The organism is Saccharothrix longispora (assembly GCF_030852425.1).
In the GTDB taxonomy this organism is placed as follows: Bacteria; Actinomycetota; Actinomycetes; order Mycobacteriales; family Pseudonocardiaceae; genus Actinosynnema; species Actinosynnema longispora.
In genome coordinates this window covers 1-15,201 of the sequence record NZ_NSDM01000025.1, presented here as the reverse complement: position 1 = coordinate 15,201, position 15,201 = coordinate 1, and the positions used below count along the sequence as shown (strand labels likewise).

The window sequence follows — 15,201 nt, the reverse complement described above, 5'->3', positions numbered from 1 at the left end:
GGTCTGCACGCTGGTCACGAATCGCCGAGTTCCTCGTCGAGCAGCTCGTAGAGCTGGTCGTCGCTGACGGCGCTGAAGTCCTCGTCGTCGCCGGCCGTCGCGGGGGTGTCCCACCGCGACAGCAGGGACTGGAGCCGGACCTTGATCCGGTTCCGGGTGGTGTGGTCGGGTTCTGCGTCGGCTAGGACGGTGACGAGCCGGTCCACCTCGTCGAAGAGGGAGCCGGGCGCGCCCTCGACGGGGAGCTTGGCGAGCACGGCGGCGGCCAGCTCCTGCGGTGTCGGGTGGTCGAACACGAGCGTGGCGGACAGCCGCAGGCCGGTCAGGGCCGTGAGCCGGTTGCGCAGTTCGACCGCGGTCAGCGAGTCGAAGCCCATGTCGCGGAACGCGAGGGTCGCGTCCACGGAGGTCGCCGACTTGTGGCCCAGCACCGCCGCGACCTCGGCGCGCACGGCGGCCGTGACGGCGTCGTGCCGCTTGGCCGGGGGCACGGCGGCGAGCTGCCGCAGCAGGGCTGCCTCGCCGGAGGCGGCGCGGACCGAGCCGGCCAGCCGCCGCGCCGCGCCCGGCACCAGGCCGAGCAGCGGCGGGGGCAGGTCTGCGCGCGAGCGCAGCGCCGTGACGTCGAGCCGCACGGGCAGCAGCACCGGCCGTCCGGACGCCAGGCCCGCGTCGAACAGGGCCATGCCCTCCGCGGGGTCGACCGGCAGCACACCGCCGCGGGCCATCCGGTTGCGGTCGGCGTCGTCGAGGTCTGCGGTCAACGCGCTGTCGGAGGCCCACAGGCCCCAGGCCAGGGAGGTGGCCGGGACGCCGTTCGCCCGCAGGCGCTGCGCGAAGGCGTCGAGGAAGGCGTTGGCTGCCGCGTAGTTGGCCTGGCCCGGGTTGCCCAGCGTGCCGGCGAGCGAGGAGTAGAGGACGAACGCCCTCAGGTCCGCGCCCGCGGTGAGCTCGTGGAGGTTGACGGCGGCGTCGACCTTGGGCTTGAGCACCGCGTCGAGGCGTTCGGGCGTCAGGGCCGGCACCACGCCGTCGTCCAGCACGCCGGCCGCGTGCACGACCGCCGTGAGGGGCACGCCGGCGAGGGCGTCGGCGAGGGCGTCGCGGTCGGCGGCGTCGCAGGCGGCCCAGGTGACCGCCGCGCCGAGCGCCTCCAGTTCCGCGGTCAGCTCCCGCGCGCCCGGCGCGTCCCGGCCGCGACGGCTGGTCAGCAGCAGTTCGCGGACGCCCCTGGCGACCAGGTGGCGGGCGAGCACGGCACCGAGCGCGCCCGTCGCGCCGGTCACCAGCACGGGCCCCGCGCCGAGGTCGACGTCGGTTTCCGCCCGGTCGGAGTCGGCACGCGCCAACCTGGGCGTCAGGAGCGCTCCGCCACGCACGGCGACCTGTGCCTCCCCGGAGGCCGCCGCGGCGGGCACGCCGGCGGGGTCGTCGGTGTCGACGAGCGTGAAGCGGCCCGGGTTCTCCGACTGCGCGGACCGCACGAGCCCCCACACGGCCGCCTGGCCTGGGTCGGTCGGGGCCTCGTCGCCGACCGCCGCCGCGCCGGAGGTCACGACCACCAGGCGGGAGAACGCCCAGCGGTCGGTCTCCAGCCACGACTGGACCACGGCCAGGGTGGACGCGGCGAGCGCCCGCACGTCGGCCGCGAAGGTCGGGGAGTCGGCCGCCGGTCCCGGCGGGCAGGTGTGGACCACGACGTCCGGCGCGTCGCCGTCGGCGGCGGTCGCCTCGTCGAGGGTGGGCAGCGCGGTGTCCGAGCCGGTGCCGGCCGGGAGCGGTATCCAGTCGAGCCGCAGCAGGGAGGCCGCCGCGGTCGAGGGGGCCGCCGCGGCGAGCCCGTCGACCGAGACCGGCCGCAGCACCAGGGAGTCGACCGAGGCGACGACGTCGCCGTCGGGGTCGGCCAGCAGCAGCGACACGCCGTCGTCTTCGCCGGCGGTGAGCCGGGCCCGCAGGGACCGCGCGCCGACCGCCCGCAGTCCGACCCCGCGCCACGCGAACGGCAGCAGCGGGTCGTCGGACGGCGGCACCAGGCCGCCCGCGCCGACGGCGTGCAGGACGGCGTCGAGCAGGGCGGGGTGCAGGCCGAACCCGGTGACGTCCGCGGACTCGTCCAGCTCCACCTCGGCGAACACGGCGTCGGCGGAGCGCCAGGCCGCGCGCAACCCCTGGAACAGCGGCCCGTACTGCAGGCCCAACCGCTCCAGGTCGCGGTAGACCCCGTCGACGTCGACCGGCTCGGCGCCCGGGGGCGGCCACCGGTCGAGCCCCACGACCGGCCCGGCCCCGCTCGCCAGGACGCCCGTCGCGTGCCGGGACCAGGGGCCGCCCTCGACGGCCGAGTGCACGGTGACGGACCGGTGACCCGCGTCGTCGGGGTCGCCGACCGCCACCTGGAGGGTCACGGCCGCGCCGTCCGGCACGACCAGCGGACCTTCGACGACCAGTTCCTCCAGCAGGTCGCAGCCGACCTCGTCGCCGGCGCGCAGGGCCAGGTCGACGAACGCCGCGCCGGGCACCAGGACCACGCCGCCCACGGCGTGCTCGGCCAGCCACGGGTGCGACGACAGGGACAGCCGGCCGGTCAGCACGACGCCGTCACCGTCCGCCAGCGGTACGGTCGCGCCGAGCAGCGGGTGACCGGGCGAGGCGAGGCCGGCGGCCGTCACGTCGCCCGCGTCGGCGCCGTTGTCGGCCAGCCAGTAGTCCTCGTGCTGGAACGCGTAGGTGGGCAGGTCCGCGCGGCGGCGCGGGAGGCCCGCGTAGGAGACCGGCCAGTCGACCCGGCCGCCCCGCACGTGGACCTCGGCGAGGGACAGCAGGAACCGGTTCGGGCCGCCGTTGTCGCGCCGCAGGGTCCCGACGACCGCCGCGGGCACGCCGGCGGACTCGATGGTGTCCTGCATCCCGGAGGTCAGGACCGGGTGGGCGCTGTTCTCCACGAACACGTCGTGCCCGTCGTCGAGCGCCACCCGCAGCGCGTCCTCGAAGCGCACGGTCCGGCGCAGGTTGCGGTACCAGTAGCCCGCGTCGAGGGCGGCGGTGTCCAGCAGCCCGCCGGTGACCGTCGAGTAGAACGGGACCGTGCCGGAGCGGGGCGCGACGGGGGCCAGCAGCTCGGCGAGCCGCTCCTCGACGCGCTCGACGTGCGCGGAGTGCGAGGCGTAGTCGACCGCGACGCGGCGGGCGCGGACGCGACGCTCCTCGCACAACGCCACCAGCTCGTCGAGCGCGTCGGCGTCACCGGAGACGACGACAGCGGCGGGGCCGTTGACGGCGGCCAGCGAGACGCGCACGCCCCAGGGCTTGACCAGGTCGAGCACCTCGGCGGCGGACAGCGGCACCGACACCATGCCGCCGGCCCCGGTGATGGCGGTGATGGCGCGGCTGCGCAGGGCCACCACGCGGGCACCGTCCTCCAGTGACAGCCCACCCGCGACGACGGCGGCCGCGATCTCGCCCTGCGAGTGGCCGATGACGGCGGCCGGCTCGACGCCGTGGTGCCGCCACAGCGCGGCCAGCGCCACGTTCACCGCCCACAGGGCGGGTTGGACCACGTCGACCCGGTCCATCGAGGGCGCGTCGGGCTCCTCCAGCAGCAGGTCGAGCAGCGACCAGTCCACGTGCGGGCGCAACGCCCGGTCGCACTCCTCGACGCGGGCGCGGAACACGTCCGAGGTGGTGAGCAGCGACTTCGCCATGCCCGGCCACTGCGAGCCCTGCCCGGGGAAGACGAACACGGCCTTGCCGGTGGTGTGGACCGAACCGGTGACGACCGAGGCGGACGAGGCGTCCGCCGAGAGGTCGGCCAGCAGGTCGGGCAGGTCGCCGGGGTCGCCGACGAGGACGGCTCGGTGCGCGAACGAGGCGCGGTCCGAGATCAGGGCGTGCCCGACGGCCACCGGGTCGACGCCCGGGGTGTCGAGGTGGCGGGCGAGGCGGGCGGCCTGCTCGCGCAGCGCGTCCGCGGTCTTGGCGGACAGCACCCACGGCAGGACGCGGTCCACCGGCGCGGCGGCCGGGGACTCCTCGGCGGCGGCGTGTTCTAGGATGACGTGCGCGTTCGTGCCGCTCACGCCGAACGACGACACACCGGCGCGGCGCGGGCGCCCCGCCTCGGGCCAGGCCACGGCCTCGCTCAGCAGCCGCACGTCACCGACCGACCAGTCCACGTGCGACGACGGCTCGTCGGCGTGCAGGGTGCGCGGCAGCACTCCGTTGCGCATCGCCATGACCATCTTGATGACCCCCGCGACACCGGCGGCGGCCTGCGTGTGACCGATGTTCGACTTCACCGACCCCAGCCACAGCGGCCGGTCGCGGTCGCGGCCGTAGGTGGCCAGCAGGGCCTGCGCCTCGATCGGGTCGCCCAGGACGGTGCCCGTGCCGTGGCCGTCGACGGCGTCCACGTCCGCGGGGGTCAGCCCGGCCGAGGCCAGGGCCGCCCGGATGACCCGCTGCTGCGCGGGGCCGTTCGGCGCGGTGAGGCCGTTGGACGCGCCGTCCTGGTTCACCGCGGACCCCCGCACCACCGCGAGCACCGGGTGCCCGTTGCGCACCGCGTCGGACAGCCGCTCCACGAGCAGGACGCCGACGCCCTCGCCCCAGCCGGTACCGTCCGCGCCCGCGCCGTACGCCTTGCACCGGCCGTCGACCGACAGGCCACGCTGCCGGCTGAACTCCACGAACGTCGTCGGGCTCGACATGACCGTCACACCGCCCGCCAGGGCCAGGGAGCACTCCCCCGACCGCAGCGACTGCACGGCCAGGTGCAGGGCCACCAGCGAGGACGAGCACGCCGTGTCCACGGTGACGGCCGGCCCCTCGAAGCCGAAGGCGTAGGCGATCCGGCCGGACGCGACGCTGCCCGAGCCGCCGGTGCTCAGCAGGCCCTCGACACCGTCCGGCAGGGAGCGCACGTTCTGCGCGTAGTCGTGGTACATCACGCCCGCGAACACCCCGACCGGGTGGCCCTTGAGCGTGGCCGGGTCGATGCCCGCCCGTTCGACCGCCTCCCACGACGCCTCCAGCAGCAACCGCTGCTGCGGGTCCATCGCCAGCGCCTCGCGCGGGCTGATGCCGAAGAAACCGGCGTCGAACGCCGCGGCGTCGTGCAGGAACCCGCCCCGCCGCGTGTAGGAGGTGCCGGGGTGGTCGGGGTCCGGGTCGAACAGCCCGGCGAGGTCCCAGCCCCGGTCGGTCGGGAACCCGGCGATGGCGTCCACTCCGTCGTCCACGAGCCGCCACAGGTCCTCCGGCGACCGGACGCCGCCCGGGTAGCGGCAACTCATCCCCACGATCGCGATCGGCTCGTCCGGCGGCACCGCGGCGGGCGCGGTCGCGACCGGCTCGTCCGCGGCGCCGAACAGCTCGTCGTGGACGTACCCGGCCAGCACCGCGGGGCTCGGGTGGTCGAACACCAGGGTCGCGGGCAGCCGCAGACCCGTCGCCGTGCGCAGGCCGTTCGCCAGCTCGACCGCGGTCAGCGAGTCGAAGCCCATGTCGCTGAACGAGCGGCCGGGGTCGACGGCGGTCGCCGAGGCGTGGCCGAGGACGGTCGCCACCTCCACGCACACCAGGTGCAGCACGGCCGCGGGCCGGTCCGCGGGGAGCACACCGGCCCCGACCAGGCCGGTCGCCCCGGGGACGCTCACCGCGCGACGGCCCTGCCGGACACCCGCCAGCCGGCGCAGCAGCGCCGGGACCTGCCGCTCACCGCGCAGTCCGGCCAAGTCCAGCGCGGCGGGCACGACTGCGGCGAGGTCGACCGCGAGCGCCCGGTCGAACAGGCGCAGGCCGGTCTCGGCGGGCAGCGCGAGCACACCGCCGCGCGCCATCCGGTCGCGGTCGGCCACCGCTCCCGTGCCGCCCGTGGCCCACAGCCCCCACGCCAACGACCGCGCCGGGAGCCCGGAGGACCGACGGCGGCGGGCGAAGGCGTCGAGGAAGGCGTTGGCCGCCGCGTAGTTCGCCTGGCCGGGTGTGCCGAGCACGCCCGCCAGGGAGGAGAAGGTGACGAACTCGTCCACGTCGCCGACCAGCTCGTGCAGGGCGAGCACCGCGTCGACCTTGGCGCGCAGCACCGCGTCCAGGTGCCCGGGCGTCAGCGCGGTGACCACGCCGTCGTCCAGCGCGCCCGCCGCGTGCACGACGGCCGACACGTCGAGCCCGGCCAAGGCCTCGGCCAGGGCGTCCCGGTCGGCGACGTCGCACGCCACCCACGTGATGTCGGCGGGCAGCCGCTCCAGGTCCTCGACCGGGCCGCGCCGGCTGACCAGGACGAGCCTGCGCACGCCGTGCTCCTCGACCAGGTGCCGCACGAGCAGTCCGCCCAGCGCGCCGGACGCGCCGGTGACCAGCACCGCGCCGGTCCCGAAGCGCGGCGTTGCGGTTCCCGCCGCCACGCGCGCGAGACCGGGCGTGAACACCCGGCCACCGCGCACCGCCACCTGCGGTTCGCCGCTCGCCACCACCGCCGGGACGGTCCCGGCGGACGCGTCGTCACCGTCCAGGTCGACGAGCACGAACCGGCCGGGGTGCTCGGACTGCGCGGACCGCACCAGCCCCCACACGGCGGCCTGGACCGGGTCGACCTCCTCGTCCCCCACGCCCACCGCCGCGCGGGTGGTGATCACCAGCGGGACGTCGGCGTCCTCGGAGGCCAGCCACGACTGCACCGAGGCCAGGACCGAGGCGAGGACGTCGCGCACGCCGGCGGCCGTGGTGCTCGCGGCGGGTGCGCTGGACACGGCCCAGGATTCCGCCCCCGCCGGTTCGCGGACGGTCACCGGGGCCCACTCGACGGCGTACAGGTGTTCGTCCTCCCGGGGCCGCAGCGAGCCGGGGGCGAACGCCCGCAGGGTCAACCGCGACACCGACATCACGGGAGCGCCACTCGTGTCGGCGAGGTCCAGCGAGACCGCGTCCGGGCCGATGGCGGTGAGCGTGGCGCGCAGGTCGCGCGCCCCCGCCGCCCACAGCACCACGCCCTTCCAGGAGAACGGCAGCGCGGGACCGCCGTCGGGCAGCAGGCCGCCGACCCCGAGGACGTGCAGCGCCGAGTCCAGCAGCGCCGGGTGCAGCGCGAAGGCATCTTCGTCGGCCGCGGTGCCGGGCAGGCTCAACTCGGCGTGCAGCCCCGCGTCGGAGCGCCACGCGGCGCGCACACCCCGGAACGCCGGGCCGTAGTCCAAGCCGAGGTCGGCCATTCGGTCGTACAGGTCGTCCACGTCCACGCCGGTCGCGCCGGCGGGGGGCCACTCGGGCGGTGTCGCGACACCGGGCACGTTCTCGCCCAGCACACCGGACGCGATCCGCTGCCGGTCCTCGTCGGTGTGGGCGTGCACGGTCATCGGCCGGCGGCCGTCCCCGTCCGCCTCCCCCACCCAGACCTGCACCGCGACGTGTCCGTGCTCGGGCAGGACGAGCGGCGCTTCGAGCGTCAGGTCGTCGACGACACCGCAGCCGACCTCGTCACCGGCCCGGACGACCAGTTCGACGATCAGCGCACCGGGGACGACGACCACGCCGTCGACCGCGTGGTCGACGAGCCAGGGCAGTTCCGCGCGCGAGAGCCGGCCGGTCAGCAGCGTGCCCTGGTCGTCCGCGACCGGCACGGTCGCACCGAGCAGGGGGTGCGCCACCGAGGTGAGGCCCAGGCCGGACGCGGAGGTTTTCGGGGCCGGCGACAACCAGTACCGCTCACGCTGGAACGGGTAGGTGGGCAGGTCGACGCGCCGGCCGCCGGGGAAGAACGGCGTCCAGTCGACCCGGACACCGTTCACGTGCAGCTCGGCCAGGGCCTCGACCACCGAGGGTTCCTCCGGCCGGTCGGCCCGCAAGGTGGGGACCGCGAGGATTTCCGAATCAGGCAGGCAGTTCCGTGTCAGTGCGGTCAGCACGCCGGCAGGGCCGATCTCCAGGAACTTCGTCGTGCCGCGCTCGTCCAGCTCCGCGACCTGATCCGCGAACCGCACCGCGTCGCGGACGTGCCGCACCCAGTAGTCGGGCTCGGCGACCGGGGAGAGCATCGGGATGCGCGGCTCGTGGAACTCCAGTCCCCGCACCACCGCCGCGAACCCGTCGAGCATCGGGTCCATCAACGGCGAGTGGAACGCGTGGCTCACCGCCAGCCGCGAGGTCTTGCGGTCCGCGAAGTGCGCCACCACCGCGTCCACGGCCCCGGCCTCACCGGACACCACCACCGAACGCGGCCCGTTCACCGCCGCCACCGACACACCGTCGGTCAACAGCGGCGCGACCTCGTCCTCGGCCGCCTCCACCGCCACCATCGCCCCACCCGACGGCAACGCCTGCATCAAATCCGCACGGGCCGACACCAGCCGACAGGCATCCTCCAGCGACAGCACACCGGCCACGTGGGCCGCCGCGATCTCCCCCACCGAATGCCCGACAAGGACATCCGGTCGGACACCCCACGACTCGAACAAGCGGAACAACGCCACCTGCAACGCGAACAACGCACGCTGCGCCACACCCGTCCGCGCCAACGCCTCCGCACCCACGTCGAAGAACGACGTCCCACCCAACCCCGCGACCACCTCGTCATAGGCAGCGGCGAACACCGGGAACGCCGCGTGCAGCTCACGCCCCATACCGGCCCGCTGCGAACCCTGACCCGAGAACAAGAACACGAGTCCGCCGTCGGTCTCCGCCTTGCCGGTGGTCAAGCCGTGGTGGCGTTGCCCGGTGACGGCGGCGGTCATTCCCGCGACCACGTCACCCCACACGACCGCGCGGTGCTCCAGCATCGCGCGACCGGTCGCCAGGGAGAGACCGACGTCCGCCGGGTTCAGGTCCACCTCGGACAGTTGTGCGGCCTGGGCGCGCAGGGCCTGCCCGTTCTTGGCCGACAAAACCCACGGCAGCACCCGGTCGACGGCCGGTTCCGGCGCGGTCTCGACGGCGGGAGCCTGTTCGAGGATGACGTGGGCGTTGGTGCCGCTGATCCCGAACGACGACACCGCCGCCCGACGCGGACGACCCGACGAAGCCCACTCCACCGACTCCGTCAACAACCGGACGTCACCCACCGACCAGTCCACGTGCGGCGACGGCTCATCCACGTGCAACGTGCGCGGCAACACACCATGCCGCATCGCCATCACCATCTTGATCACACCCGCCACACCCGCGGCGGCCTGCGTATGACCGATGTTCGACTTGATCGAACCGAGCCACAACGGACGATCCCGACCACGCCCGTACGTCGCCAACAACGCCTGCGCCTCGATCGGATCACCCAACGCCGTACCCGTCCCGTGCGCCTCCACCGCATCCACATCGGACACCGACAAACCCGCCGAACCCAACGCCTGCCGGATCACCCGCTGCTGCGACGGACCATTCGGAGCCGTCAAACCATTCGACGCACCATCCTGGTTCACCGCACTACCCCGAAGCACGGCCAACACGGTGTGACCGTTGCGGCGGGCGTCCGACAACCGCTCCACCAACAACAACCCGACACCCTCACCCCACCCCGTGCCGTCCGCACCAGCCGCGAACGCCCTGCACCGACCATCCGCCGACAACCCCCGCTGCCGACTGAAGCCGATGAACGTCGCCGCGCCGACCATGGCCGTGACGCCGCCGGCGAGCGCCAACGAGCACTCACCCGACCGCAACGCCTGCGCCGCAAGGTGCAACGCCACCAACGACGACGAACACGCCGTGTCCACCGTCACCGCCGGCCCCTCCAAACCGAACGTGTAGGCGATCCGACCGGAGGCGACACTGCCGGAGGTGCCGGTGCCGAGGTATCCCTCGACGTCCTCGGCGGCGTTCTGCGCAACACCGAGGAATTCGTGGTTCATCACGCCGACGAACACGCCGGTGTCGCTACCGCGCACGGTGTCGGCGTCGATCCCTGCTCGTTCGAACACTTCCCACGACGCTTCCAGCAACAATCGCTGCTGTGGGTCCATCGCCAGTGCCTCGCGGGGCGAGATGCCGAACAGTTCCGCGTCGAAGAGAGGCAGACCGGAGAGGAATCCGCCGTGCCGCACGTAGCTCGTGCCGCGATTGTCCGGGTCCGGGTGGTACAGCTCGTCCAGGTCCCAGCCGCGGTCGGTCGGGAACTCCGAGATCGCGTCCGAACCTGTGGCGACGAGTCGCCACAGGTCCTCGGGGGAACCGACCCCGCCGGGGTATCGGCAGCTCATACCGATGATGGCGATCGGTTCACTCGCGCGCTCCTCGACCTGCTTCAGCCGCTCCCGCGTGTCCTGGAGTTCGACCGTGGCCCTCTTGAGGAAGTAGCGGAGCTTTTCCTCGTTCGCCACCCGAAATCACCCCTCACCAGTACGGCATGGACTCGGCGCCGGCGAACCCCGTGTTTCTCAGGAAATTCCGAACTCCCGGCCGAGCAGGTCGAAAACTTCGTCGTCGGTCGCCGACTCAAGGCTGTCGGCGGGCTCGTCGACGTCTTGCCCGGCAGCGGTTTTCCCGATGTCCGCGAGCAGTGTGCGCAATCGTTCGGCGACCAGTTCCAATTCGTCGTCGCCCGGTCCCCTCGCCTTCAAATCCTGCTGGAGCGCGTCGACGTGGACAAGTAGGGACTTCCCTGGGGTTGTGGCCGCCGGAGCGATCTCCCGGAGGACGTGCTGGGCGAGGACGCGGGGTGCCGGGTGGTCGAACAGGAGCGTCGCGGGCAGCCGCAGGCCGGTGACGGCGGTGAGCCGGTTGCGCAGCTCGATGGCGGTCAGCGAGTCGAACCCGAGGTCCTGGAACGGCAGGTCGGGTTGGACGCCGGAACCGGTGGCGTGGCCCAGCACGCCGGCCACCTCGGTCCGGATGATGTCGAGCACGATCTTCTGGTGGTCGGCCGGGGGCCGGGCGGCCAGCCGCTCGGCGAGGTGCGGCGTCCCGTCCGCCTCGGTTCGGGCCGTCGGTCGTGCGGTCGACCGCACGAGTCCTCGCAACAGCGGCGGCACGGTCTCGGCGGTGCGCAGGGCGGCGGTGTCCAGCCGGACGGCGGCGACCACCGGGTGATCCGACCGCAGCGCGGCGTCCAGCAGCGCCGCACCGCCCTCGGCGGTCAGGGGCCGCAGGCCCGAGCGCTCCATCCGCCGTCGGTCGACGTCGGTCAGCGCGTCCGTCATGCCACCGGACTCCCAGGGGCCCCAGGCTATGGACGTGGCCGGGAGACCGGCCGCTCGGCGCTGTCGCGCCACCGCGTCGAGGGACGCGTTGGCGGCGGCGTAGTTGCCCTGTCCGGCCCCGCCCAGCAGGCCGGACAGCGAGGAGAACAGCACGAACGCCGACAGGTCGAGGTGGGCGGTCAGCTCGTGGAGGACCAGTGCCGCGTCGACCTTGGGCCGCAGCACGGCGTCGACGCGCGCGACGTCCAGGTCGGCGAGCACGGCGTCGTCGAGCACGCCGGCGGTGTGCACGACGGCCGTGAGCGGCCGGTCGGCGGGCACGGTGGCCAGCAGGGCGGCGACCGCGTCCCGATCGCCGACGTCGCACGCGCCCCACGTGACGTCCGCACCCAGGGCCACCAGTTCGGCCCGCAGTTCTTCGGCGCCGGGCGCGTCCCCGCCCCGGCGGCTTGTCAGCACGAGGTGCCGGACACCGTGCACCCGCACCAGGTGCCGGGCGACGACACCGCCGAGCAGGCCCGACGCTCCGGTCACCAGGGTGGTGCCGCCGGCAAGCGACGGACCGTCCTGACCGGGAGCGACCGGCGCCAGGCGCGGCACGGCCGCCGCACCGCGGGTCAGGCGCACCTGCGGTTCGCCCGCGCCCGGCACGGCGACCAGCGCCGCCCGCGACTCGGGCGTCCCGTCGTGGTCGACGAGCACCACGCGGTCGGGGTACTCGGTCTGCGCGGACCGCGCGAGGCCCCACACGGCCGCCTGCGCGGGCTCGGTCTCCGCGTCCCGGGTCAGCACCACGACCGGGGACGTGTCGTCACCGTCGAGCCGGTCCTGGAGGGCGGGCAGCACGTGGGCGAGGGCGGCTCGGATGTCCGCGGTCGGCGGGACCTCCAGCACGTCCACGTCCACGCCACCTGGCGACGGCAGGTCGAGCGGCTGCCACTCCAGGGCGAACAACCGCCCCCCGTCGTGCCGTGCGGTCGACGCGGCCCTCCGGAGCACCAGCGAATCGACGGACAGCACCGGTCCGCCGGCCGCGTCCCGGGCGACGAGCGCCACGACTCCGTCACCGCGCCCGGTCACCTCGACCGCGACGGCCGACGCGCCCGTGGACCACAACCGCACGCCGCTCCACGAGAACGGGACGTGCGGACCGTCGTCCGGGGACACGAGGCCACCGGCGCCGATCGCGTGCAGCATCGCGTCGAGGAGCGCGGGGTGCAGGCCGTAGCCGGCGGCGTCGCCCGCCTCGTCCGGCAGCCGGACGTCGGCGAGCACCCACGCGCCGTCGTGCGTCGCGGCTTCCAGACCCCGGAACGCGGGCCCGTACCCCAGGCCGGTCCCGGCCAGCAGGTCGTAGTAGCCGTCGAGGTCGACCGGTTCGCCGGTGGTGACCGACGCGGTGGGGGCCTCGTGCCCGGTGGACGCGGCGAGGACGCCTGTGGCGTGCCGGACCCACGGTTCCCCGTCCCCGTCCGCGCGGGAGTGGACGGTCACCGCACGGCGACCGGAGTCGTCCGGTGCGGCGACGCGCACGTGCACCGCGACGCCGCCGCGTTCGGGAAGCACGAGCGGTTCGCCGGTCGTCAACTCCTCCAGCAGGTCGCAGCCCGACTCGTCACCGGCGCGGATCGCCATCTCGACGAACGCCGCGCCGGGCAGGAGCACCGCGCCGTTCACGACGTGGTCGGCGAGCCAGGGGTGCGACCTCAGCGAGAGCGTGCCGGTCAGCAGGTACTCGTCCTGGTCCGGCACGGGCACCACCGCGCCCAGCAGCGGGTGGCCGGTGGAGCCGAGACCGAGGCCGGCGGCCCCGGCGGAACGAGGCGGCCCCGCCGACAGCCAGTAGCGCTGTCGCTGGAACGGGTAGGTGGGCAGGTCGACGCGCCGCGCGCCGGGGTAGAACGACGACCAGTCCACCTCGACGCCCCGGACGAACAGCTCCGCGAGCGCCCCGACTGTCGTCTCCGCCTCGTCCCGGTCGGCGCGCAGGGTCGGCACCACGATGATCTCCGAGTCGGGCAAGCACCCCCTGGTCAGCGCCGTCAGCACAACGCCCGGCCCGATCTCCAGGAACTTCGAGACGCCGCGTCGGTCCAGTTCGGCCACCTGGTCGGCGAAGCGGACCGCGTCGCGGACGTGCCGGACCCAGTAGTCGGCCTCGGCGACCGGCGACAGCATCGGGATGCGCGGCTCGTGGAACTCCAACCCGCCCACCACCGCCGCGAACTCGTCGAGCATCGGATCCATCAACGGCGAGTGGAACGCGTGGCTCACCGCCAGCCGCGACGTCTTGCGATCCGCGAAGTGCGCCACCACCGCGTCCACGGCCCCGGCCTCACCGGACACCACCACCGAACGCGGACCATTCACCGCCGCCACCGACACACCGTCCGTCAACAGCGGCACGACCTCGTCCTCGGCCGCCTCCACCGCCACCATCGCCCCACCCGACGGCAACGCCTCCATCAAATCCGCGCGGGCCGACACCAACCGACAGGCATCATCCAACGACAACACCCCGGCCACGTGGGCCGCCGCGATCTCCCCCACCGAATGCCCCACCAACACATCCGGCCGCACACCCCACGACTCGAACAAGCGGAACAACCCCACCTGCAACGCGAACAACGCACGCTGCGCCACACCCGTCCCGCTCAACACCTCCACGTCAACGCCGAAGAACGACGCCCCACCCAACCCCGCGACCACCTCGTCATACGCAGCGGCGAACACCGGGAACGCCGCATACAACCCACGCCCCATACCCACCCGCTGCGAACCCTGACCCGAGAACAAGAACGCCGAACGACCCGGGAGAACCATGCCCTCCACCACGCTGCCGGAACCGTCCGCCAGGTTCGCGAGTCCGTTCGCGTGATCACCCCACACGACCGCCCGCGCGGTGAGCCGGGGGCGCGTGGTCGCCAGCGACAGGCCCACGTCGATCGCGGCGCCGTCGACGACCGCCAGCCTCCGGGCCTGTTCGCGCACCGCTTCCGCCGTCTGCCCGGACAGCACCCACGGCACGATGCCGCCGACCTCGGGCGAGGGACTGGTTTCCGGTTGTGGGACCTGTTCGATGATGACGTGGGCGTTGGTGCCGCTGATCCCGAACGACGACACCGCCGCCCGACGCGGACGACCCGACGAAGCCCACTCCACCGACTCCGTCAACAACCGGACGTCACCCACCGACCAGTCCACGTGCGGCGACGGCTCATCCACGTGCAACGTGCGCGGCAACACACCATGCCGCATCGCCATCACCATCTTGATCACACCCGCCACACCCGCAGCCGCCTGCGTATGACCGATGTTCGACTTGATCGAACCGAGCCACAACGGACGACCCCGACCACGCCCGTACGTCGCCAACAACGCCTGCGCCTCGATCGGATCACCCAGCTTCGTGCCGGTGCCGTGCCCCTCGACGATGTCCACATCGGATTCCACCAGGCCGGCCGACGCCAGGGCCTGCTGGATCACCCGCTGCTGCGACGGACCATTCGGCGCGGTCAACCCGTTCGACGCACCGTCCTGGTTCACCGCCGAACCACGCACCACCGCCAACACGGAGTGACCGAGCCGCCGGGCATCCGACAACCGCTCCACCAACAACACACCGACACCCTCGGCCCAGCCCGTGCCGTCCGCACCCGCACCGAACGCCTTGCACCGACCATCCGCCGACAACCCCCGCTGCCGACTGAACTCCACGAACGTCGCGGGCGTGGACATGACCGTCGCACCGCCGACGAGCGCCGCCGAGCACTCACCCGACCGCAACGCCTGCGCCGCCAGGTGCAACGCCACCAACGACGACGAACACGCCGTGTCCACCGTCACCGCCGGCCCCTCCAACCCCAACGCGTACGCCACCCGGCCCGAGGCGATGCTGCCCGCGCTGCCGTTTCCGAGGTAGCCCTCGACGTCATCCGGGGCGTCGGTTATCCGCGCGCCGTAGTCGTGGTACATGATCCCGGCGAACACACCGGTACGACTCCCCTTCAACGACAACGGATCGATACCCGCCCGCTCCACCGCCTCCCACGACGTCTCCAACAACAACCGCTGC

2 protein-coding genes are annotated in these 15,201 nt (G+C 73.8%); both read right to left on the bottom strand.

Going from position 1 to position 15,201, the window contains the following annotated elements:
* Positions 1 to 14: 14 nt before the first annotated feature.
* Positions 15 to 10,307: an SDR family NAD(P)-dependent oxidoreductase gene (locus tag CKY47_RS34610; protein ID WP_306750588.1), complete on the bottom strand. Its 10,293-nt coding sequence runs from the start codon at positions 10,305 to 10,307 to the stop codon at positions 15 to 17.
* Between the two features lie 57 nt (positions 10,308 to 10,364).
* On the bottom strand, positions 10,365 to 15,201 hold a 4,837-nt coding region (locus CKY47_RS34605; RefSeq protein WP_371320785.1), incomplete at its 5' end, for an SDR family NAD(P)-dependent oxidoreductase.